This is a genomic window from Pseudoalteromonas translucida KMM 520 (genome assembly GCF_001465295.1).
Lineage (GTDB): Bacteria > Pseudomonadota > Gammaproteobacteria > Enterobacterales > Alteromonadaceae > Pseudoalteromonas > Pseudoalteromonas translucida.
On record NZ_CP011034.1, the window covers coordinates 1,627,333 to 1,651,087 of the forward strand.

21 protein-coding genes are annotated in these 23,755 nt (G+C 39.3%); 15 read left to right on the forward strand and 6 right to left on the reverse strand.

Annotated features, from left to right (window positions below; genetic code table 11):
• Positions 1-283 precede the first annotated feature (283 nt).
• Positions 284-2,644: a TonB-dependent receptor gene (locus tag PTRA_RS07690; RefSeq protein ID WP_058373320.1), complete on the reverse strand. Its 2,361-nt coding sequence runs from the start codon at positions 2,642-2,644 to the stop codon at positions 284-286.
• Positions 2,645-2,997: 353 nt separating this feature from the next.
• Between PTRA_RS07690 and PTRA_RS07695 the strand changes: the two genes are divergently transcribed.
• From PTRA_RS07695 to PTRA_RS07715, 5 genes are read left to right on the forward strand one after another with little or no spacing between them, the layout of a single operon-like run.
• Entirely contained in the window at positions 2,998-3,402 is a 405-nt protein-coding gene (locus PTRA_RS07695) for a type IV pilin protein (protein ID WP_058373321.1), read from the forward strand.
• A complete protein-coding gene (locus PTRA_RS07700) occupies positions 3,393-3,842 on the forward strand; it encodes a GspH/FimT family pseudopilin (RefSeq protein ID WP_058373322.1) in 450 nt (149 codons plus the stop codon). Before PTRA_RS07695 ends, PTRA_RS07700 begins: the two co-directional genes overlap by 10 nt.
• Positions 3,836-4,246, forward strand: coding sequence for a type IV pilus modification PilV family protein (locus tag PTRA_RS07705; RefSeq protein ID WP_058373323.1), 411 nt, complete (start codon positions 3,836-3,838; stop codon positions 4,244-4,246). The genes PTRA_RS07700 and PTRA_RS07705 overlap by 7 nt, the downstream gene beginning before the upstream one ends.
• Complete coding sequence (locus PTRA_RS07710) at positions 4,243-4,755, forward strand: PilW family protein (protein ID WP_058373324.1); 513 nt, start codon at positions 4,243-4,245, stop codon at positions 4,753-4,755. Before PTRA_RS07705 ends, PTRA_RS07710 begins: the two co-directional genes overlap by 4 nt.
• Complete coding sequence (locus PTRA_RS07715; protein WP_058373325.1) at positions 4,756-6,354, forward strand: DUF7305 domain-containing protein; 1,599 nt, start codon at positions 4,756-4,758, stop codon at positions 6,352-6,354. It abuts the gene before it with no gap.
• A 29-nt stretch (positions 6,355-6,383) separates the two neighbouring features.
• Here the strand turns inward: PTRA_RS07715 and yfaE are convergent, their stop codons facing one another.
• The 5 genes from yfaE to ubiG all read right to left on the reverse strand — a co-directional run bounded on the left by yfaE (position 6,384) and on the right by ubiG (position 12,601).
• Complete coding sequence (yfaE, locus tag PTRA_RS07720; RefSeq protein WP_058373326.1) at positions 6,384-6,656, reverse strand: class I ribonucleotide reductase maintenance protein YfaE; 273 nt, start codon at positions 6,654-6,656, stop codon at positions 6,384-6,386.
• A complete protein-coding gene (nrdB, locus tag PTRA_RS07725; protein WP_011328097.1) occupies positions 6,656-7,786 on the reverse strand; it encodes a class Ia ribonucleoside-diphosphate reductase subunit beta in 1,131 nt (376 codons plus the stop codon). Before nrdB ends, yfaE begins: the two co-directional genes overlap by 1 nt.
• 67 nt (positions 7,787-7,853) lie before the next feature.
• Complete coding sequence (nrdA, locus tag PTRA_RS07730) at positions 7,854-10,136, reverse strand: class 1a ribonucleoside-diphosphate reductase subunit alpha (protein ID WP_011328098.1); 2,283 nt, start codon at positions 10,134-10,136, stop codon at positions 7,854-7,856.
• Between the two features lie 1,074 nt (positions 10,137-11,210).
• Positions 11,211-11,891, reverse strand: a complete 681-nt coding sequence (locus PTRA_RS07740; protein WP_058373328.1) for an HAD family hydrolase — start codon at positions 11,889-11,891, stop codon at positions 11,211-11,213.
• Positions 11,891-12,601, reverse strand: coding sequence for a bifunctional 2-polyprenyl-6-hydroxyphenol methylase/3-demethylubiquinol 3-O-methyltransferase UbiG (gene ubiG, locus PTRA_RS07745; protein ID WP_058373329.1), 711 nt, complete (start codon positions 12,599-12,601; stop codon positions 11,891-11,893). Before ubiG ends, PTRA_RS07740 begins: the two co-directional genes overlap by 1 nt.
• Before the next feature lie 177 nt (positions 12,602-12,778).
• On the opposite strand from ubiG, the gene gyrA reads away from it, so the two are divergent.
• The 10 genes from gyrA (at position 12,779) to PTRA_RS07795 (ending at position 23,753) form a co-directional block, all read left to right on the forward strand.
• The gene (gene gyrA / locus PTRA_RS07750) at positions 12,779-15,478 is read left to right on the forward strand and encodes a DNA topoisomerase (ATP-hydrolyzing) subunit A (protein WP_058373330.1); all 2,700 of its coding nucleotides are present in this window, start codon (positions 12,779-12,781) and stop codon (positions 15,476-15,478) included.
• A gap of 324 nt (positions 15,479-15,802) precedes the next feature.
• Positions 15,803-16,885, forward strand: coding sequence for a 3-phosphoserine/phosphohydroxythreonine transaminase (serC, locus tag PTRA_RS07755; RefSeq protein WP_058373331.1), 1,083 nt, complete (start codon positions 15,803-15,805; stop codon positions 16,883-16,885).
• Positions 16,885-18,162 carry a 3-phosphoshikimate 1-carboxyvinyltransferase gene (aroA, locus tag PTRA_RS07760; RefSeq protein ID WP_058373332.1) on the forward strand — a complete coding sequence of 426 codons (1,278 nt, stop codon included), beginning with the start codon at positions 16,885-16,887 and terminating at the stop codon, positions 18,160-18,162. The genes serC and aroA overlap by 1 nt, the downstream gene beginning before the upstream one ends.
• A gap of 105 nt (positions 18,163-18,267) precedes the next feature.
• Positions 18,268-18,978, forward strand: a complete 711-nt coding sequence (cmk, locus tag PTRA_RS07765; RefSeq protein WP_058373333.1) for a (d)CMP kinase — start codon at positions 18,268-18,270, stop codon at positions 18,976-18,978.
• Between the two features lie 95 nt (positions 18,979-19,073).
• Positions 19,074-20,741 (forward strand): 30S ribosomal protein S1, encoded by a 1,668-nt coding sequence (gene rpsA / locus PTRA_RS07770; protein ID WP_011328105.1) that lies wholly within the window; start codon positions 19,074-19,076, stop codon positions 20,739-20,741.
• A 63-nt stretch (positions 20,742-20,804) separates the two neighbouring features.
• Complete coding sequence (ihfB, locus tag PTRA_RS07775; RefSeq protein WP_011328106.1) at positions 20,805-21,092, forward strand: integration host factor subunit beta; 288 nt, start codon at positions 20,805-20,807, stop codon at positions 21,090-21,092.
• Between the two features lie 22 nt (positions 21,093-21,114).
• The gene (locus tag PTRA_RS07780; protein ID WP_011328107.1) at positions 21,115-21,396 is read left to right on the forward strand and encodes a lipopolysaccharide assembly protein LapA domain-containing protein; all 282 of its coding nucleotides are present in this window, start codon (positions 21,115-21,117) and stop codon (positions 21,394-21,396) included.
• 2 nt (positions 21,397-21,398) lie between these two features.
• Positions 21,399-22,535, forward strand: coding sequence for a lipopolysaccharide assembly protein LapB (lapB, locus tag PTRA_RS07785; RefSeq protein ID WP_058373334.1), 1,137 nt, complete (start codon positions 21,399-21,401; stop codon positions 22,533-22,535).
• 45 nt (positions 22,536-22,580) lie between these two features.
• Positions 22,581-23,285 carry an orotidine-5'-phosphate decarboxylase gene (gene pyrF / locus PTRA_RS07790; protein WP_058373335.1) on the forward strand — a complete coding sequence of 235 codons (705 nt, stop codon included), beginning with the start codon at positions 22,581-22,583 and terminating at the stop codon, positions 23,283-23,285.
• Between the two features lie 93 nt (positions 23,286-23,378).
• Complete coding sequence (locus PTRA_RS07795) at positions 23,379-23,753, forward strand: hypothetical protein (protein WP_083497509.1); 375 nt, start codon at positions 23,379-23,381, stop codon at positions 23,751-23,753.
• Positions 23,754-23,755: the final 2 nt, after the last annotated feature.

Below are 23,755 nucleotides of genomic sequence, written 5' to 3' on the forward strand. Positions count from 1 at the left end.
CTAACTGCGTTGAATTTTCTTGCAATAGGCCAGCTATTGACGCGTAAATTCGCCTTGTTTTCACTGAAAACCTCTGGCTAGAGAAAATAAAATTAAATATAAATATGATTCAATACGTTAGTAAATCTCTTAACCAGAGTTCAGGTTTATTCTTTTCTTTTTGTGAAAAGTATTTAAAGTGAAATATGTATAAAGAAGATGTAAAACACTGCACTTTAGCAAGCAATAAGCCCCAGCATAGCAAGGGGGCTTATTAATGATTAGCGGTAGTTAAAGTATATTGTTAAAAGTAGCCGCGAATACCAAATCGCAAGTTTCTACCTGGTAATGGGGCGGTGTCTTTAATAAATGAGCTATGTACAAAGCCAAGCTCATCAGTAATGTTATCAACGTTGATATACAGTTGTGTATCAAGGTTACCTAAATCTAGCTGATAGTTAGCTTGTGCATCAAATAAAGTATAACCATCGGTTTTAGTCTCATAGGCGGTAATATCGTTTTGTGAAAAATAATGGGTACCGGTTAATGCGAATTGCCAGTTACCTAAGGTGTATTGCAACTCAGAGCCTAACTTATTAGCAGGAATACGAGGTAAGTTTTCATCGTCTTGCTTGAGTTTTGCTCGCGTAGAGTCACCAAATACTTTAACCAAGGTGCTTGCGTTAACTTTATAATGCGCATCAAACTCTAAGCCATACAGCTCGGCGTCTTTACTGGTAAACTGATACACCGCTACACCATGGTCGTGGCCGTTATCAGCCGCTTCTAAACCATGTTCTTCATCAAATACTAAGCCAGTATTTTCTTGAAAGTAAAAGTTTTTAATATCATTATAAAAAAAGTTTACAGAGTAACCAAAGTCACCGCTAAAGCGTCTAAAACCTAAATCAATATTAGTTGAAGTTTCTTGTTTGATATTCTCGGGTTCAAAATGCGCTTCACCGTCTTCAATATGATAGCCTAGGCCAAGCTCATAGGTACCAGTTGCAATGTGTAAGCCATTAGATAATAGCTCTGCAGAGAGCGGGGCACGTTCTGAATGTGAAAGGCTCATTGCCATACTATATCCAGGGGTATATTGCCAAATAGCACCCATTGAAGCGCTAAGGTTAGTAAAGCTTTTAGTGTAGTCAAGTATTTCAGCATTGCTTGTTTGCGTGTCATCATGGCTATGCTGATGCGTTGCTATTTGGCTTTTTATTTTATAGTCTTCTACCCGCGCACCTAACTCAATAGTTACATCACCAAACTCACGTTCTTCTAATAAATATAAAGCATTAGTGGTAGTTACACTGGCTGGCGTAAATGCTTCTTCGCCGTTGGCATCATAATCAGAATCACTGTAGTGATAACCCACCATACCGTGCCAATCAGCTAATCTATGTTCTATGTTTAAGCGTGCTTCAGTGGTTTTATTCTTAAACGTAGTACCTATTTCACCATCTTCAATTTCACTGTGTAAGTAATCTGTATAGCCTAAGCGTAAATTAATGGTTTCAATCCAATTATTATGCAGCGCATAGCTTAATAGGCCTTGCCAGCGATCTTGCTCTAACTGGGCAAAAACCGGTGTTTCTTCATGTGCTTCATCACTATGGGCATCGCCGTCGGCTGCGTGATCGTGTTCATGATCATGCTCATGGCCAGGAATACCATAATCCGTTTTTATTTTGCCGTAAGAAAATCCAACCGTTAAATGCTCACCTACGTAGCTAGTACCAAAGTTAACGGTTTCACTGTCGATAAAGGTATTCTCTACAGAATCTTTACTTTCAACATCACCATCTTCGTCAAGCTGGTTAAATTGTGGTGTTTGATAGTCATCGCCGCTGCGTTTAGTGCCATCAAAATGAAAGTTAAAATTGTTATAACCCGTCTCTAACTTTGCAGCGTAGGTATTCGCGTTGGATACCGAATCGTGACTATATTCTACCGCACCGGTTAATTCATCTATATTACTCGTAGGAATGCGGTTATCAACTACGTTTACCACACCACCAATAGCACCAGAGCCATACAGTAGGGTACTTGGGCCACGTAGTACTTCTATTTGTTCAGCAGCTAAGCTGTCGCTAGAAGTAGCATGATCAGGGCCAATGCGCGATGCATCACTGCTGTCTAAGCCATTTTGCATAATTTTAACTCGAGGGCCATCTAAACCACGAATAATTGGGCTTGATGAAACAGGGCCAAAATAACTCGCGTTAACGCCCGGTAAGCCTTTTAGGGTTTCGCCAAGCGTTGGTTTTGACTTGTTTCTTAGCTCATCTCCCGACAGTACACTTACCGGAGAAATCATTTCTAAGCTACTTTTGTGCAAGGCTGATGCAAACACAACTACGGTTTCAATAGAGGTTGGCTTTAAAGCAATTGCAATATTGTTTGATGACTCGGTTACCGTAATGCGTGAATCGCTATAGTTATCTTTGCTAATATGCAGCTGGCCGCTCGAATCAATATCAATGGCAAACTCGCCAAGCTTGTTAGTTTTAACGCTTTGAGATTTACCGTGTACATGAATAGTAGCGTTTTCAATAGGTTGATTTTTTTCATCTGTTACTTTGCCATTAACAGTGGCAGCAAGTGCAGAGTGAGAGCATAAAACAGAAAAAATTGCAGAGGAAATTAATGTTAGCTTAGTCATGAGTCTTTAAGTTCGTGGTTGTTATGTTGTGATATAATATAACACTACAAAAGCGACAGTTCAATGATGTTATAGTATAACTTTAACGTTACTTGTTATTCCAAAGTTGTATTGTGATTAAAAAATACTTTATTTATTCTAAACGGATGGACTTGAAATAAAATTAGCTGGCTTGGTCGTTTTACTCTTTGTTTAATACTATGTGTTTTTGTAGTTAATTGTTACCCAAACTAATATCAATTGACAATAAAATTGCGATAGATATGATGCCTCAGAGTATGGTCAAATTTATTGTTATCGTAATTGTTTATAATAAATATTTATCTTAATGTAGTACAAAGGGAAAAGTTGATATGACCACTAAAGTGCTTAAACTGGCGCGAGAGCAGGGTTTTACCTTGGTTGAGCTGATGATAGCTATTGCTATATTAGGTGTTTTATATTCTGTTGCTTTACCTAATTACACTTCTTATATCCAACATAGCCGACGTGCTGACGTACAGCAAGTATTGCTGCAGCAAACAGCTGTTTTAGAACGCCAATACACGCGCGTGGGTGGTTACCCCAAAACCTACACATTTCCCGCATCAGATTACTATGCATTTAGTTATCAATCCGATGCTAGCCAAGGTGGCTCTGATGGTAGTGAATTTAGCCTAAAAGCAACCCCAAAAGGTGCTCAGAGTTCAGATAAATGTGGTGCATTAGTGGTTAATCAAAGTGGTATTAAATCAGCGGCTACCGAAAAATGTTGGTAAATAAAAAAGCGGGCTTTACCTTAATTGAAATGATGGTGGTGCTAGGTATTATTGGTATATTAGCCGTTGTGGCAGCCCCTTCTTTCAGTAGCTTTATAAAACGCGATAGATTAGTTACCAATGCAAATCAGTTGCATGGGATCTATAAGTTTGCCCGCAGTGAAGCAATAAAACGTGATCAACAAGTTAGCTTAATTGCCAATAATGACCAGTGGCAGGTAAAAACAGACATAGATGGCTCGCAAACAACACTTAATATTTTTACAGTGACCCACGATACTATCAATATAAATTTGGTGGAACTCGAAATTTCTAGTACTGGCGAGTTAGGTTCCAGCTATTCACTTAAAGTAACTGATGATGACAACAGTGGCAATTTTACTTTGTGTATTTTACAGAGCGGACAAAGCTGGTTAGTAGAAGGAACTACAATATGTTAAGGAAATATAATGAAGGTTTTTCATTATTAGAAGTGATGATTGCAATGGTCATTGCAAGTGTGGGTTTATTAGGCTTAGCTACGGCACAATTAAAATCGTTACAGTATATAACTAATAGCTTTAATTACACTGTGTCTATTATCCAAGCAAATAATGTATTAGAACGTATTTGGCCTCATTTATGTGAATTGCAGCAAACAAACCCCAGTTTATATAATGAAAGTGACTTTAGAGCCTATTTAGCGCCACAAATTAGTGCATACACATTGACTTTACCTGCTAATTTTTCAAACGATTTAACGGTAGAAATAGCATGGCAAGATCAGCGCTTAACCGATAATTTAGAAAATAGGGTAGCGCTTAGCGGAAGCTTTCCCACGCTACCAGCAGGGTGTACGCCATGAGTGAGGTAATCGTCAAGCAGCGTGGCTTTACCCTTGTTGAATTAATGGTAGCACTTGCGGCCAGTATGTTTTTGTTAGGGGGGGTGAGTTTAGCGTACTCTTCAATTAATTCAACGACTAATACGGCTAAAGGATTAGAAAACACCCTAGAGGTAATTCGCTTTAGCAGCAACGTCTTTACCCGCAGTTTTAGACAAACCTCAAGCGTTCCTGTTTATTTAAATAACATATTAACGGTACAGCAAAACGCCGGCGCTCGCGCGTGTACGGGAGAGATTGTTAATACACCATTTACTGAGCAATATAGTCACGAAGATGACTCGCTATTTTGTGATATTGGTGATGGTAAAGTTAAAATACTTAAAGGGCTCACAGCAATTAATTTTAACATTAATGACAAGGTGGTTACTGTGTTTGTAACGGCTATTAATTTACCAGGGCAGTTTAATAATGCATTGGCTATAGATATTGCACTGTCGCAAATTATTATGAATAAGGCATTTAGTTAAATGAAAAACTCTTCCGGTTTTACACTTATTATTGTGCTTTTACTAACTTCATTAGCCTCCATTGTTGTACTGAGTTCGTTAAAAGATACGGTATTTCAAGAGCGGTTAAGTGGTAACTTTCAAAAAAAACTCAATGCCCGATTAATGAGTGAAAAAGGTATTTATGTGAGTATGGAAAACTTGCATTTAGGGTTGTCAAATAAACCATTGATTAACATTGAGGATTTAGTAGCCACTAATAGCGAATCACATGGTGATGGCTCTTTAGAAGCAAGTAAATATCATAGTGCGATTGAAGTTGACGGTGCAGGAAATATTTTAATTATCAGTCAAGGTAATCGTTTTGAAGGCGAAGCAAGAATGCAAGCCGAATTTGAGTTTATACAAGGTCAAGCAGGTACAACAACCAAGTCAGCTTTCCCCTCGGGTGTGGTGTCTTGTTCTGATATTACATATGGTGGACATACCGCAATAGACAGTTACGATTCGTCATTAGGCGACTACAATGACGGATTAATAGATGGATCTACCAATGTTACTAAAAAAGCTATTATAAAGGTGTTAGGTGATCCCGCTGTGATTAGTTTAGGCGGAGCTAAATCTGCTATTTATGGTGACATATTTGCAGTAGGTGACTTAACCATAGACGGTAGGACTATTAGTGGTAATGTGCATAGCAATGCAAGTATAACAATAATAGGGAAAACTGAAATAGGTGGGAATGCCGCAGCATTTACAAATTACACTCAATCTTCTGGAACAGTACTAGGAGATGTGACTGCTAATGGGCAGGTTAATATATCAGGTAGCGCTAAAGTGTATGGGAAAGTAAAGTCAGCTGCAGGATTAGTAGAACAAGTTGCAATTACTGGGGTAGATACAAAGCAAGCGGCTGTTTGTGACTCTTTGAACTTACGCCAAGAAGTTCAAAATATAAAACCGAACTTTCCTCTTGCAGACTTAACACTTGGTAATACATTAATTTTAAAAACTAAGTCAGCAGCTAATAATGCTTCATTTACGGCAATACCAAGTACCTTCTTAAATGTAGCAACAGATATTTATTATTTTAATAATGTACAAATTAAAAAAGGCGAGCTGAAAATTGCAGATAATCATAATGTAGTGATGTTTGTAAATGGGAACTTTTCTTTAGCTGCTAAGGGATTAATTACAATTCCAGAAAATAGTAGCCTCACATTAATTGTTAAAGGCCAGGTTGATATAACGTCAAACTCTATAGTTAATACTCCCAATAAAGGTGTAACTCAGGATGGACGTCCAGTATTTAGTATTTATAGTGCTTATGAGGGTAATGCTGGCGTAAGCCTTTCAGGTGGGCATAAACAAGTTTATGCCGTCGTATATGCGCCTTATACAGAAGTGACGATTAGATCCAACTCTGGGTTTAAGGGATCGGTACTGGCAGGAAAGTTAGTTGCTAACGGTGGTGGTGCAATTCATTATGATAGAGCCCTAGGAAAAGCAAGTTTTGGTGGGACAGTGGTAAATACACCAACAACGCCTGGCAGATTAGTATTTAAAAGATGGGTATTCGTACCAGCAGAGCAAGAAAATAATGCCCCTTCAGATGATTAACTCGTTAAGCTGGTATACTTATAGGGGCACTACTTTAGTTTAATATGTATGTCGCCATTAGGTTTACAGCAACACAACAGTATTTCACCATCGCGTACAAACGCTAGAGGCTCTTCGTTATAATCAACTTTACCCGACACTAAAGTTGCTCTACAAGCGCCGCAATAACCTTCTCGGCATTGAAAAGCTGCGTCTATTTTCATGGATTCTAAGCAATGTAAAATTGAAGGGCAGCCAGCACTAAACTCTAAGCACTGGCTGGTTTCTGCAAGCGTAATGCTTGCAGTAGGTCGATCAGTCATTATAAATCAAAGTCACCAAATTCAGAGGCATCAACTTGTGAGTCTATTTGACCAACAAGGTAGGAGCTAATTTCAGCTTCTTGTGGTGCTACTTGCACGTTATCAGACACCAACCAAGAGTTTATCCATGGGATAGGGTTACTGTTGTTTTTAAACTGTGCAGGAAAACCAATGGCTGTCATTCGGGCATTGGTAATATATTCAACGTACTGACATAAAATGTGTTTATTTAAGCCAATCATTGAGCCATCTTTGAATAAGTACTCGGCCCATTCTTTTTCTTGCTCTGCAGCGTCAACAAACATTTTAATTGCTTCGTCGCGGCACTGCGCAGCAACAATCGCCATTTCTGGATCGTCTTTACCGTCTTGCATAATATTTAAAATATGCTGAGTGCCAGATAAATGCAGTGCTTCGTCGCGGGCAATAAGCTTGATTATTTTAGCATTACCTTCCATCAATTCACGCTCAGCAAACGCAAACGAACATGCAAAGCTGACATAAAAGCGAATCGCTTCTAAAATATTTACCGACATCATTGCCAGGTAAAGTTTCTTTTTCAGCTCAAATAAATTAACAACAACAGATTTACCGTTAATCTCGTGTTTGCCTTCACCGTATAAATTGTAAAGCGACACTGAGTTAATTAAATCGTCGTAGTATTTTGTTACCGCATCGGCACGTTCACTAATTTTATCATTGCTAACTATGTCATCAAAAATAAGTTCAGGTGCTTGGGTAACATTACGAATAATATGCGTGTACGAGCGGCTGTGAATCGTTTCACTAAACGCCCACGTTTCTATCCATGTTTCTAACTCTGGTAGCGATACAATAGGCAGTAGGGCCACGTTTGGTGAACGCCCTTGTACGCTATCAAGCAATGTTTGATATTTTAAGTTACTTAAAAATATATGCTTTTCGTGATCAGGTAATGCTTGAAAGTCTAAGCGGTCTTTGCTTACGTCTACTTCTTCTGGGCGCCAAAAAAACGAAAGCTGCTTTTCAATTAGTTTTTCAAAAATAGGGTATTTTTGTTGATCATAACGAGATACGTTAACGGTTTGGCCAAAAAACATTGGCTCTTCCATTTGGTTATTATGTTTACGACTAAAGGTAGTATAAGACATGTTTATCACTCAAAAAACTATCAGAATAAAGCGGGCTTAGTGCCCGCTTAAAATAAAAACTCAAAAATTAAATTTTACATGCGCCGCCTGCGCAATCATCATCTTCAAGATCCGGTGTATCTTCTTGTGCATCAGATGCACCATCGCGGGTATTGTGATAGTACAAGGTTTTAACACCCAGTTTGTAGGCGCTAAGCAAATCTTTTAATAAGACTTTCATCGGTACACGACCGCCTTCAAACTTACCTGGATCATAATTTGTATTGGCCGAAATAGACTGGTCAATAAATTTTTGCATTATACCCACAAGTTGTAAGTAACCATCATTTGAAGGAATATCCCACAGTAACTCGTAGTTATCTTTTAAACGTTCATATTCAGGTACAACTTGCTTTAAAATACCGTCTTTACTTGCTTTAACGCTAATATGACCACGTGGTGGCTCAATACCGTTTGTTGCGTTAGAAATTTGCGACGATGTTTCTGATGGCATTAGCGCACTTACTGTTGAGTTACGCATACCGTGCTCTTTAATGCTGGCACGTAATGCATCCCAGTCAAGGTGCAATGGCTCATCACAAATTTTGTCAAGATCTCGCTTGTACGTATCTGTTGGCATTATACCTTGAGAGTAGGTTGTTTCGTTAAACTTAGGACATGCACCACGCTCTTTAGCAAGCTCGTTTGATGCTTTCATTAAGTAGTATTGAATTGCTTCAAATGTTTTGTGCGTAAGTGCATTTGCGCTGCCATCTGAATAACGTTTACCGTTTTTAGCTAGGTAGTATGCGTAGTTAATTACGCCTATTCCTAGAGTACGACGACCCATAGTGGCATTTTTTGCAGCCGGTACAGGGTAGTCTTGAAAATCAAGTAAGTTATCTAAAGCGCGTACAGCAAGCTCAGCTAATTCTTCAAGTTCATCTAGTGACTCAATAGCCCCTAAGTTAAAGGCAGAAAGTGTACATAGCGCAATTTCGCCTTCTTCGTCGTTTACGTTATCCAACGGCTTAGTTGGTAATGCAATTTCTAAACATAAATTAGATTGACGAATAGGTGCCACTTTAGCAATGAACGGGCTGTGCGTATTACAGTGGTCAACGTTTTGTAAGTAAATACGACCAGTACTTGCACGTTCTTGAGCAAACATTGAGAACAGTTCAATGGCTTTAATGCGTTTTTTACGAATTGATTCGTCTTGTTCGTATTTTACGTAAAGCGCGTCAAACTCGTCTTGGTCTTCAAAAAATGCATCGTAAAGGCCTGGCACATCAGAGGGGCTAAACAAGGTAATGTAGTCGTCTTTAATTAAACGCGAGTACATTAGTTTATTAAACTGCACACCGTAATCTAAATGACGCACGCGGTTGTCATCAACCCCGCGGTTATTTTTAAGTACTAACAGGTTTTCTACTTCTAAATGCCAAAGCGGGTAGAACAAGGTTGCTGCGCCGCCACGTACACCACCTTGCGAACAGCTTTTAACCGCTGTTTGAAAGTGCTTATAAAAAGGAATACACCCAGTATGGTACGCTTCGCCATTGCGAATATGGCTGCCCAGCGCACGAATACGGCCTGCGTTAATACCAATGCCGGCACGTTGCGATACGTATTTAACAATTGCAGACGAGGTGGCGTTAATAGAATCAAGGCTGTCGCCACATTCAATTAATACACACGAGCTAAACTGGCGTGTTGGGGTACGTACACCTGCCATAATTGGCGTAGGTAATGAAATTTTAAACAATGAAATCGCATCGTAAAAACGTTTTATATACGCAATACGTGTGTCGCGAGGGTAGTCAGCAAATAAGCTAGCAGCGACTAAAATATATAAAAACTGCGCGCTTTCATAAATCTCACCGGTTACACGGTTTTGAACTAAGTATTTACCTTCAAGCTGTTTAACCGCAGCATAACTAAAGTTAAGGTCGCGGCTGTGATCTAGGTATTCGTCTAATTCGTCAAGCTCTTGCTCGGTATAATCTACCAGTAGATGAGCGTCGTAGCGCTTGTCGCCAACCATTTTTGTTACATGATCAAATAAACGTGGTGGCTCAAATTGGCCATACGCTTTTTTACGTAAATGGAATACAGCTAAACGTGCAGACAAATACTGATAATCAGGAGATTCTTTTGAAATCTGATCAGCTGCAGCTTTAATGATGGTTTCGTGAATATCTTTAGTACGAATACCATCGTAAAATTGAATGTGTGATTTTAATTCAACTTGCGAAACCGAAACGTTATTTAACCCTTCGGCGGCCCATTCAATAACGCGATGGATCTTGTCAAGATCAAGTGGCTCTTTACGGCCGTCACGTTTGCTTACAGATAACTGTTGGTTCATAGTTTTGCCTGTATTCCTTGGGAATTATGTATTTTGACCAATGTTTATGCCTCGCTGAAGCAAGGTTGATACTTGTTTAGTATAAATTACATTAAATTGGAGAATTTAATTGAATAACATTTGGCCACAATATCTGGTGCTGTTCTATTTAATGATCACAAGATAGTGTGGTCTGAGTTCATTTGCAAGAGGTAGAATTAGCTCTATTAGTAGATAATGAGGAGATATAGCCTCTGTGTTAGTAGACACTCACCTTCGAACAATCATTTAAGGTGAAATATGCAAAAATCAACTAATGATCTGCTAAATTTATGTATTTTTAAAATAAATTCAGACTGCTTTTTTTATCACCAAGCCTTGCGTAAAAACTAACTTAATCACAATATATAGTGTTTATTAATTAACATAGCACTATATATGGTTGAGCTGAGTTTTTGTATGAGATACTTGGTTGTTATATATAAGATTGAGGCAAGGCTGTTTTCACAGATATAGTAGTATTGGAATGCTAGATATAAAAAAGGGCTAAAAATTAGCCCATTTAGATTTAGATTATGAACAAACTGCACAGAGTTATAATAGCTTTAGAAACAATCATTATAACATTTTCCGAAACTTCTATAGAAATACTTATTTTCAATTTTAATTACCCGAAATTTTATCTTGTACTTGCCGACAATTTCAGAATAAGTTACGCTAAATTTTGTAAAACCAAGCGCTTTGCTGAAATTTTAGCAAGTGTCTTTACTAACACCATATATCAGTATGGTGTTAGCCCCTCCACTTTTATAAAATGTTAATTTCATCAAAGCGTTACTGAGAAAGATAATGTGGTCTGCGTTGTTTTGCAAGGGGCAGAATTGCCCCTAATTGTGGATAACGTCGGGATAACACATTTGTGTTAGTAGGCATTAACCTTCTAACATTCAGTTAAGTTAAAATTTACAAAAGTAAACGCAGGATCTACTAAATTTACGCTTTTTAAAAATATATTTTGACTGCTTTTTTTATCAGCAGGCTTTGTGTGAAAACTAACACAATCACAATATATAGTGTTTAATAATTAACATAGCACTATATATGGTTAAAACCTTCAATAGGGCTTTGCCAATTAAAATCGGCCTGCCAGCTCAAAACTTCGGTTAAGTTAGGCACGTAACCCCAAAGTGCAGTTGCGGTGTGCATACCCGCCGCTTTACCTGCTTGAATGTCACGCAAAGCATCGCCAATGTACAAGCAGCGATTTGGCGCAACGTCCATTAGCTTGGCACAATGCAGTAATGGTAAAGGCGAAGGTTTAGCTTCAGCTAAAGTATCGCCACTAATAACCACACAGGCATTTTTTAAAGCAGGGATAGCGGCCACTAAAGGATCGGTTAAAAATCCGGGTTTGTTAGTCATGATCCCCCATTTGATGTTTTTTCGCTCCAGTTCGATAAGTAGTGGCTCAATACCAGCAAAGCACGTGGTGTGTTTGGCTATGTTAGCCGCGTAAGCGTCAATTAATTGCTTAACGAGTTGTGCTTGCGGTTGCTCAAACCATTTATCTTTAAAGCCGACTGCTAACAAGGCTGCTGCGCCATTAGATGCAGCAGCGCGATATATCTCACGACTTACTGTATCTAATTGCTGTGAACGCAGCACGGTATTTAAAGCTGCACCTAAGTCATCGGCGGTATCGAGTAAAGTGCCATCTAAGTCAAATAAAAAAGCATCGTACTCTATAGTGGGTGACGTTGATTGAGAGCTGGCCATTACGCTAACTTCTCAAAATGCAGAATATAATTTACGCTTACGTCGGTATTAAGCGAGTACTGCTTAGATAATGGATTATAAGATAACCCAGCACTGGCGCGTACTTTTAAACCCGCTTGTTCAGCCCAGGCAATTAACTGTGCTGGTTTAATAAACTTTTTGTGATCGTGAGTGCCTTCAGGCACCATTTTTAATAGCTTTTCTGCACCAATAATGGCGTACAAATAGGCTTTAGGGGTTTTATTAAGTGTTGAGAAAAACACATTAGCACCGGGTTTTGCAAGCTCAGCAACAGCATGAATAATAGAAGCCGGATCGGGTACATGTTCCAGCATTTCCATACAGGTTACTACATCAAAGCGAGCAGGGTGCTCGGATGCGTATTGTTCAGCTGGTACTTTAATATACTCTACATGTACGCCTGTCTCTAGGCTGTGTAATTTGGCAACAGTTAAAGGCTCTTGGCCCATATCTATGCCGGTTACCTTTGCCCCCATGCGCGCCATGCTTTGGCTTAAAATACCGCCGCCACAACCTACGTCTAGTGTTTCTTTGTCAAATAAACCGCCAGTTTTATTGGCTATAAAGTCTAAACGTAAGGGGTTTATTTCGTGAAGCGGTTTAAATTCCCCGTCTAAATCCCACCACCGCTCTGCGATGGCCTCAAATTTTGCAATTTCTGCGTGATCTACATTTTGATGTTCGGTCATAAAATACTTCCTCGTCAATCTGGGGGCATTATATAGGGCTAAATTGGTAAATCGCAAAGTTTTGCGCCTGTAAATCTAAATAAATTGTGGTAGCATGTTTCTTTAGCAATAATAACAAATTCTCTTGATACCTAATAGTGGGTGTTTAAGAGCTGATACTGAAGGAATGTGATATCAATGACTGATCTCGCCCATGGCATTCTGCCAGTCAATATTGAAGACGAGTTAAAAAACTCCTACTTAGATTACGCAATGAGCGTAATTGTAGGACGTGCATTACCAGACGTGCGTGATGGCTTAAAACCTGTTCACCGCCGCGTTTTGTTTGCAATGAACGAGCTTAGTAATGATTGGAACAAGCCTTACAAAAAATCGGCACGTGTTGTCGGTGACGTAATCGGTAAATACCACCCACACGGCGATAGTGCTGTTTACGACACTATAGTACGTATGGCACAGCCATTCTCACTGCGTTATATGCTAGTAGATGGTCAAGGTAACTTCGGTTCGGTTGATGGTGATTCAGCAGCGGCAATGCGTTATACAGAAGTACGTATGGCAAAAATGTCGCATGAATTATTAGCCGATCTTGAAAAAGAAACGGTTGATTTCGTTCCTAACTACGACGGCACTGAGCAAATCCCTGACGTTTTACCGACCAGAGTTCCTAACTTATTAGTAAACGGTTCATCGGGTATTGCGGTAGGTATGGCAACAAACATTCCACCTCATAACTTAACTGAAGTGGTAAATGGCTGTTTAGCACTCATTCAAAACCCTGAATTATCTATTTTAGAGTTAATGGATTATATCCCGGGCCCAGATTTTCCAACTGCTGCAATTATCAACGGTAAAAAAGGCATAGAGCAAGCCTATTTAACTGGCCGTGGTAAAGTGTACATGCGTGCCCGCGCTGAAATAGAAGTAGATGAAAAAACGCATCGTGAAACTATTATTGTTCACGAAATACCTTATCAAGTTAACAAAGCGCGCCTAATTGAAAAAATTGCCGAGCTGGTTAAAGATAAAAAAATTGAAGGTATTAGTGCGCTACGTGATGAATCAGATAAAGACGGTATGCGTATCGTTATTGAGATTAAACGTGGTGACGTAGGCGAAGTTATTTTAAATAATTTATATGCGCAAACGCAGTTACAAACTGTGTTTGGTATGAATATGGTTGCGTTAATTAACAACCAGCCTAAGTGCTTTAATTTAAAAGAAATGCTTGAAGAGTTTATTATTCATCGCCGTGAAGTAGTAACTCGTCGTACTGTTTTTGATTTACGCAAAGCACGTGACCGTGCACATATGCTAGAAGGTTTAGCAATTGCACTGGCAAACATTGACCCAATTATTGAGCTTATTCGTAATTCACCAACACCTGCTGAAGCAAAAGTTGCTTTAACAGCGCGCTCGTGGGAATTAGGTAATGTAAAAGCCATGCTTGATAAAGCAGGCGAAGACAACGTTGCACGCCCAGATTGGTTGGCTGCTGAGTTAGGTATTCGCGATGGTCAATACTTTATTTCTGAGCAACAAGCCCAAGCAATTCTAGATTTACGCTTACATAAGCTAACGGGTTTAGAACACGAAAAGATTCTAACTGAATACCAATCGTTATTAGATTTAATTGCTGAGCTATTATATATTTTGGCAACACCAGAGCGTTTAATGGAAGTTATTCGCGATGAGTTAGTTGAAATTAAAGCGCAATATGGTGATGAGCGTCGTACTGAAATTAACGCCGCAGCACACGATATTAGCCTTGAAGATTTAATTACCGAAGAGAACGTAGTCGTAACGCTTTCTCACGAAGGTTATGTTAAGTATCAGGCTCTGTCTGATTACGAAGCACAGCGTCGTGGTGGTAAGGGTAAATCGGCAACTAAGATGAAAGATGAAGATTTCATTGAACGTTTATTAGTTGCTAATACGCACGATACTATATTGTGTTTCTCAACGGCTGGTCGTTTATATTGGCTTAAAGTGTATCAGTTACCACTTGCAAGTCGTGCAGCGCGCGGCAAACCAATTGTTAACTTATTACCACTTGAGGCAGATGAGCGTATTACCGCTATATTGCCAGTACGCGAGTACGCAGAAGATAAATACATCTTTATGGCAACCGCATTTGGTACAGTAAAGAAAACACCACTAACGGCATACAGCCGTCAACGTGCAAGCGGTATTATTGCGGTTAACCTAAATGAAGGCGATAGCCTAATTGGTGTTGATGTTACCGATGGCAGCAACGAAATTATGTTGTTTACCGATGCAGGTAAAGTAGTACGCTTTAAAGAAGCAGAAGAAACAACGGTTGTTGATGAAAACGGTAACCCAGTACTAGACGAAGAAGGTAACCCTGAGATTCGCTTCAAAGGTGTTCGTCCTATGGGTCGTACAGCTACAGGTGTTCGTGGTATTAAAATGCCTGAAGAACAACGCGTAGTATCGCTAATTGTACCTAAAACGGATGGTGCTATTTTAACCGTGACTGAAAACGGCTACGGTAAACGTACTTTACTTGAAGACTACCCAGCGAAGAGTCGTGCGACTCAAGGTGTAGTGTCTATTAAAGTAAGTGAGCGTAACGGTGCGGTTGTCGGTGCTGTACAAGTTGACGATAACGATGAAATAATGATTATTTCAAATCGTGGTACCTTAGTACGAACTCGCGTTAATGAAGTTTCTACGGTTGGACGTAACACGCAAGGTGTTATTTTGATCAGAACTATTGACGAAGAGCAAGTAGTTGGTTTACAACGTATAGAAGAGATTGAAGTTACCGAAAGTGACTTAATCGATATCGAAGACGTCGAAACAGTTGATACGGTTATTGATGAAGTAGCGGATGATAATCCTCCTTCAGAATAATTGAGATTAAAAAAGCGGCCTTGGCCGCTTTTTTTAATCGTGTTGAATAAAACTAATATTAATAATACTGCGCAATAAAATAATTATTACAATAGCAAAAAGACTCAATTGCAAGACGTTAATTTATATATATAGTTGTTCTCAGTAATTGTTTTATATTGCTCTGTTGGCTGCATTAATGCAGCCTTATAGGTAATGAAAGCTTAAATTCTATAAGCGAGGATATAGCCTGCTTAATGATCATAGCTTTAATTTAATGTGTATAACCTGATTAAATAGTAATCGGGTGTTTAATTTTTTAATTACTGGAATGAGGAAAAGGTAATGAGTAAGTATAACTTTTGTGCGGGGCCGGCCATGTTACCGCCAGCAGTAATGAAAAAAGCACAACAAGAATTTATAGATTGGCAAGGTTTGGGTGTATCGGTGATGGAAATGAGTCACCGTAGTAAAGAGTTTTTAGCGCTCACAAAAAAATGTGAAGCGAGCCTGCGTCGTTTAATGAATATTAGCGATAAATTTGAAGTGCTGTTTATGCATGGTGGCGGTCGCGGTCAATTTAGTGCTGTGCCATTAAATTTACATCAGGAAAATAAATCAGCGGTTTACTGCGAAAACGGCGTTTGGTCAAAAAGTGCAACGGATGAAGCAAATAAGTTTACCCAAACTACTGCTATTGATGTACGTAACGATACCGATGGTCAGTTCTCGATTAAAGCAGTGGCTGACTGGCAATTACCAGCAGATGCGTCGTACATTCACTATTGCCCTAACGAAACCGTTGATGGCTTAGAGATTTTTGATGTACCGAGTCATCCAACAGCGCCAATTATCGCAGATATGTCGTCAACTATTTTATCGCGTGAAATTGACGTTAATCAATTTGATTTAATTTACGCCGGCGCACAAAAAAATATAGGTCCTTCTGGCATTGCAATCGTTATCGTACGTAAAACATTACTAGCACGTGAAGGACTACCTAAGCCAGGTATTTTAGATTATGCACTAGAGGCCAAGCAGGGCAGTATGTTTAATACGCCACCAACATTTGCATGGTATTTAGCGGCTGAAGTATTCCAATGGCTTGAGCAAAATGGCGGTGTAAAAGCCATGGAAGCACAAAATATTGCAAAAGCTGAACTACTTTATAATTTTATTGATAATTCTGATTTTTATTCTAATAAAGTAGCTAAGCATAGCCGCTCGCGTATGAACGTCCCTTTTTGGTTAAATGACGAAAGCTTAAACAGTAAATTTGTTGCTCAATCAAACGAAGCGGGCTTGCTAGCACTCGAAGGCCATAGAATTGTAGGTGGAATGCGCGCCAGTATTTACAACGCAATGCCACTTGAGGGAGTGCAAGCGCTTGTTGACTTTATGGCTGCCTTTGCAAAGGAAAATAGCTAATGGAACAATTACGCTTAGAACCTATTTCGCGTGTTAATGGCAGCGTCACTCTGCCAGGTTCAAAAAGCTTATCAAACCGTATATTGTTATTGGCGGCATTAGCGAATGGCACTACTGTTGTTGAAAACTTACTTGATAGCGACGATATACGCCATATGTTAGGCGCATTACAATTATTAGGTGTTAACGTTAGTTTAAATCAAGAGCGAACAGTTGCTACTGAACAAGGTGTTGGTGGGGTATTTAAAACCCCAAGAGAGCCTTTGTTTTTAGGTAATGCAGGTACGGCTTACCGCCCTTTAACGGCTGTACTTGCCGCAGTTGCTGGTGAATATGAACTGATTGGTGAGCCACGCATGGAAGAGCGCCCAATAGGGCATTTGGTCGATGCGCTGCAAGCACTTGGCGGTGATATTACTTACTGCAAAAATAAAGATTACCCACCGCTTAAAATTATAGGTGGGCAAATTAACGGTGGTGAAGTTGCCATTGACGGCAGTATATCAAGCCAGTTTTTAACAGCATTACTAATGGCTGCACCACTGTTTAACGGCGATACCAAAATAACGATTAAAGGCACTTTAGTATCTAAACCCTACATTGATATAACCCTTGATGTAATGGCACGCTTTGGAGTAGAAGTTGAACATAGTAATTATGCAACTTTTACCGTTAAAGGTGGTCAACAGTACCAGTCACTTGATCGCATTATGGTTGAAGGCGATGCGTCTTCTGCATCTTACTTTGTAGCCGCAGCTGCAATTGCCGGTGGCGAAATTGAAATTAAAGGTGTTGGTGCTAAATCGGTGCAAGGCGATATTGGCTTTGCTAAAGTAATGGAACAAGTGGGTGCTAAAATAGATTGGTATGATGAGCGTTTAGTTGTTCGTAAAGGCGAGCTTAATGGCGTAGATATTGACGCCAATGCCATACCGGATGCAGCAATGACATTAGCCACTGTGGCACTTTTCGCTAAAGGCCCAACGGCTATTCGTAATATTTATAATTGGCGCGTAAAAGAAACCGATAGACTACACGCTATGGCAACTGAGCTCAGAAAAGTGGGCGCAGAGGTTGTAGAAGGGCACGATTTTATAGAAATCACCCCGCCTAAACACTTTAACGATGTGGCAATTGATACTTACGATGACCATCGCATTGCCATGTGCTTTGCTATGATTGCCGTAGGTGGAAAGCCAATCACGATTAATGATCCTAAGTGTACTTATAAAACATTTCCGACATTTTTCAATGTATTAGCATCAGTTAGTGAGTAGGCTTTTGATGTTAATTGATAAAAAGTTACACACTAATAGCGATCTATTTAAATAACTGACGTATAATATTGCGGTTTACTTAGGTGTGCATTGTAGGAGGTTTAAATGCAGGCGTTATTAATGCCCGTGATCACCGTAGATGGCCCAAGTGGTTCAGGTAAAGGAACTGTTTGTCGCTTGTTAGCCGAAAAGTTGGGATGGGATGTACTTGATAGTGGCGCAATTTACCGCGTTTTATCACTAGCAGCACTTCACCATCAAATCGCATTAGATAACGAAGATGCATTAGTCCCCTTAGCTGCTAATTTAGATGTGCAGTTTTTGGTAGATAGTCAAACTAGTGCAGGAAAGATTGTTTTAGAAGGTGAGGATGTAAGCACCACAATCCGTAACGAAGAAGTAGGCGCTGCAGCATCAAAAGTAGCAGCACTACCTCGCGTACGCGAAGCGTTATTACGTCGCCAACGCGCATTTAGAACTGAACGAGGTCTAATTGCTGATGGTCGCGATATGGGCACTGTGGTTTTTAAAGATGCACCGCTAAAAATATTTTTAACCGCCAGTGCACAAGAACGCGCCAAACGACGTTTTGTTGAGTTGAATGCTCGCGGTCTTAATGTTACACTGAGTGGTCTATTAAAAGACATTCAAGAGCGTGATGATCGCGATATGAATCGCGCCGTTGCGCCACTTGTGCCTGCAGAGGATGCTATTGAGCTTGATACTAGCGAGCTTAATGCACAGCAAGTATATGATAAGGTATTAACTTTATTGGATGCGGCTATCTCTGAAGGTCGGCTTCCTAAACGAAGCTAAACACATTTTATGCACCAGCAGGATGCCAGTGCTATTTTAACAACCCCATGCAGCATGGTTGCTTATTGGTATAATATATAGAGACGTATATTCGTATGTCAGAAAATTTTGCGCAGTTATTTGAAGAAAGCTTAAAGGGTTTTGAAGCAGAGCAAGGCTCTATCGTTAAAGGTACAGTAATCTCAATCGAGAACAACATTGTACTTGTAGATGCTGGTCTTAAATCAGAAAGTGCTATCCCTGCTGAGCAGTTCAAAAATGCTGCTGGTGAACTTGAAGTTGCTGTTGGCGACGAAGTAGATGTTGCACTAGATGCAATTGAAGACGGTTTCGGTGAAACTATCCTTTCTCGTGAGAAAGCGAAGCGTCACGAAGCGTGGATCCGTCTTGAGAAAGCATGTGAAGAGCAAGAAACTGTTACTGGTGTTATCAACGGTAAAGTTAAAGGCGGTTTCACAGTTGAAGTTGATTCAATCCGTGCTTTCCTACCTGGTTCACTTGTTGATGTTCGTCCAGTACGTGACACAACTCACCTTGAAGGCAAAGAGCTTGAATTTAAAGTAATCAAGCTTGATCAAAAACGTAACAACGTTGTTGTTTCACGTCGTGCAGTTATCGAATCTGAAAACTCACAAGAACGTGAAGAGCTTCTTGCTAACCTTGTTGAAGGCCAAGAAGTTAAAGGTATCGTTAAGAACCTTACTGACTACGGTGCATTCGTTGACCTTGGTGGTGTTGATGGTCTACTACACATTACTGATATGGCGTGGAAGCGTGTTAAGCACCCTTCAGAAATCGTTAATGTTGGCGACGAAATCGCAGTTAAAGTTCTTAAATTCGACAAAGATAAAACTCGTGTATCTCTAGGCCTTAAACAGCTTGGCGAAGATCCATGGGCAGCTATCGCTGGTCGTTACCCAGAAGGTTCTAAACTTTCTGGTCGTGTTACTAACCTTACAGATTACGGCTGTTTCGTGGAAATCGAAGAAGGCGTTGAAGGTTTAGTTCACGTTTCTGAAATGGATTGGACTAACAAGAACATCCATCCTTCAAAAGTTGTTAGCCTTGGCGACAGCGTTGAAGTTATGGTTCTTGAAATTGACGAAGAACGTCGTCGTATTTCTCTTGGTCTTAAGCAATGTATTGCTAATCCTTGGCAGGAATTTGCTCGTCTACAAAACAAAGGCGATCAAGTTACTGGTAAGATCAAATCAATCACTGACTTCGGTATCTTTATCGGTCTTGACGGTGGTATTGATGGTCTTGTACACCTTTCAGACATTTCTTGGAATACACCTGGCGAAGACGCTGTACGTGAATTCAAGAAAGGCGACGAAATCACTGCTATCGTATTGCAAGTTGACCCAGAGCGCGAACGTATCTCTCTAGGTGTTAAGCAAATCGAAGCTGACCCATTCAATAACTACCTTGATGCAAACAAAAAAGGTGCTATTGTTAAAGGTAAAGTGACTGAAGTTGATGCTAAAGGCGCAACTATTGAACTTATCGAAGGCGTTGAAGGTTACATCCGTGTAGCTGATATCGCTCAAGAGCGCGTTGAAGATGCAACTACTGTTGTTTCTGTAGGCGACGAAATTGAAGTTAAATATGTTGGTGTTGATCGCAAGAACCGCACTTTAAGCTTATCTGTTAAAGCTCTTTTCGAAGCTGAAGAGAAAGAAGTAATAGAAAAGCTTAAGAAAGACGAGCCAGTGTTTGAAAACGCAATGGCTGCTGCTTTCGCAAATGCACAAAAAGACTAATTAATCAGTCTTTAATTGGAAGGGCAGTTTATGCCCTTCCATTATTTCTTTTAAGGAAATGCTATGACTAAGTCAGAACTGATAGAAACACTTGCACAGCAACACGCACACGTTCCAGTGAAAGATGTTGAGAATGCAGTAAAAGAAATTCTTGAACAAATGGCCGGCTCATTATCTTCTTCAGATCGTATTGAGATCAGAGGTTTTGGTAGTTTTTCTTTGCATTACCGTGCTCCACGTACTGGTCGTAACCCTAAGACTGGTGAAACAGTAGAGCTAGATGGTAAACATGTACCACATTTTAAACCAGGTAAAGAATTACGTGATCGTGTAAACGAGAGCATTGCCTAGTTAACTTATTGGAGTAGGGTACTTGTTTAAGGTATTAAAAATTATTCTGGTTGCACTTTGCTTGATCAGTGCATTTGTATTGGGTTCTCAAAATCCACAATTAGTACAAATAAACTATATTATAGCCAGCAATACATTGCCTTTAGCCGTTATAATAAGTATTTGCTTTTTATTAGGTGTTGTAATTGGTTGTTTTGTAAGCTTTAAATTGTTTTCACAACTTAAGTGGCAAAATTATCGTTTAAAAAAACAGTTAGCACCTGAACAAAATAAAAAAAAGCCTGCTGCTGATAAAGACTCATAATTATGATTGAGCTGTTATTTTTACTACTTCCTGTGGCTGCCGGTTACGGCTGGATAATGGGAAAAAACAGTGCTAAAAATCAAGCTCATCAATTTAATCGGCAGATCACCTCTGAATATAGTAAAGGCTTAAAGTTTTTACTCGATAGGGAAGAAGATCAAGGCCTTGAACATTTAATTAATTTACTAGAAGTTGCAGCTGACTCGGTTGAACATTATTCAACGCTTGCAACTATGTTTCGTCGCAGAGGCGAGCTAGACCGCGCAATAAAAATTCACGAACTCCTTTTAAAACACCCAAGTCTTAATGAGCAACAAGCTGCTGCCAGTCGTTTAGAATTAGCAGAAGATTATGTTATGGCTGGGCTATTAGATAGTGCCGAAGAGCATTTAGTTTGGCTTGTTAAAATGGACCACAGTGAAGCATTAGATCCTATTATCACTCTATATTCGCAAACCCGAGAGTGGCAAAAAGGGATTAATATGTTTGAAGCGCATAGTGAATTATTTTCAAAAGAACAACACTTTAAAGCCATAGCTAACTTTTACTGTGAGCTGGCGTTAAGTGATAATAACCCCTCATTAATGCGCAAAGCCATTAGTTTGAATCATAAAGCGATACGTCCTTTATACGAACTTGGTTTGTCTGCATATACTAAAGAAGACTACGTAAAAGCAATTTACTATTGGCGCGAATTAATTTGCCAATTTACATTTTTTGCTCCCTTATTTGTCGACAAATTAGCACATTGCTATAAGCATCTAAATTTAACTCATCAATTTCATCAGCTGGTCAGTGAGTTACTCGACAAAGGTGGCGTGCTAATAAAAATACAACATTGCCAAGCTTTATTAGAGCAAGGTAATACAGAGCAAGCTTTTGAATTTTTAACTGATAGCTTAAAGCGCCAACCAACCATACGCGGGTTTAGTTTTTTATTACAACTAATGGGCGCTCAAGATAAAAACACTAAAGATGTGCTCGACCAAATAGATAAACTGGTCACCTCTTATATTGCCACCAAACCAGACTTTCAATGTCAGCATTGTGGCTTTACTAGTTATACAATTTATTGGAATTGTCCTTCTTGCAAGCATTGGGAAACTACTGTACCAAGCAAGGGCTTAGACGGATTTTAATCTTTTAGTTTTCAAATAACACTTTCGCTATAAAGTAGGATAGTTATGCCTTTCGAAAAATCAAAAAAAATTCTTATTGCACTCGATTACGATGATCAGCAAGCCGCTTTAGACTTTGTAAAACAGCTATCACCTGATTCATGTCGCCTTAAAGTAGGTAAAGAAATGTTTACTTACTTTGGCCCTGCATTTGTAAAAGAGTTAATTGATTTAGGTTTTGATGTATTTTTAGATTTAAAATTTCATGATATTCCTAATACAGTGGCAAAAGCAGTGACTGCAGCGGCAAAAATGGGTGTATGGATGGTTAATGTACATGCAAGTGGTGGCTTTGAGATGATGAGTAAAGCAAAACAAGCACTAGCTCCATTTGGCGATAAAGCCCCATTATTAATTGCTGTTACCGTGCTAACGAGTATGGATGAGACAGAGTTAAAGCGTTTAGGCGTAGAAAAAACACCACAAGAGCAAGTTATTTATTTAGCGAAGCTGGCAAAAGAAGCGGGGCTTGATGGTGTTGTTTGCTCTGCTCAAGAAGCACAACAATTAAAAGCAGAGTTAGGCGTAGGCTTTAAGCTAGTAACGCCTGGTATTCGCCCAGTAGGAAGTGATGCCGGCGATCAAAAACGCATTATGACTCCTAAACAAGCTATAGATGCAGGTAGCGATTACTTGGTGATCGGACGTCCAATTACTCAAGCAGACAATCCTGTTGCTGTTTTAGCAGATGTTAATAAATCTATAGAATAACTTAACAAAAATTCAGACTTTATTGCCAGAACCCTTGCGAGATGTTTGTTTTATGTTACATTAATAAAATCAAAATGCAGTAAGGGTTTTATTTTGAGACTAATATTAGGTTCTATAGTGATTATTGTTGCTGGGTTTTCAGTAAACAAATATGTTTTTTCTAGTAAAGTGTATGATGGAGTGACGACAGTTACGGATATTGTTGCTATATATCCCGTAAATATATTCGATTTTAAACAAACAATGCAAAATTACGCATATCACCTTTGTTATAAAAATGAGGATAGATTAAGTCAGCAGCATGTATCTACAAATGAATGTGTAGATAGCCACGATAGCCTTAAACGAGAGTGTGAAGATAAAGTGTTTCGTTTAGCGCCATTAAATTTACAAAATAAAGAAGACGTACTCAATTACTCTAAGCAATATACACAATGTACTTTGCCGTATAAATATATTATTGGGTAGTG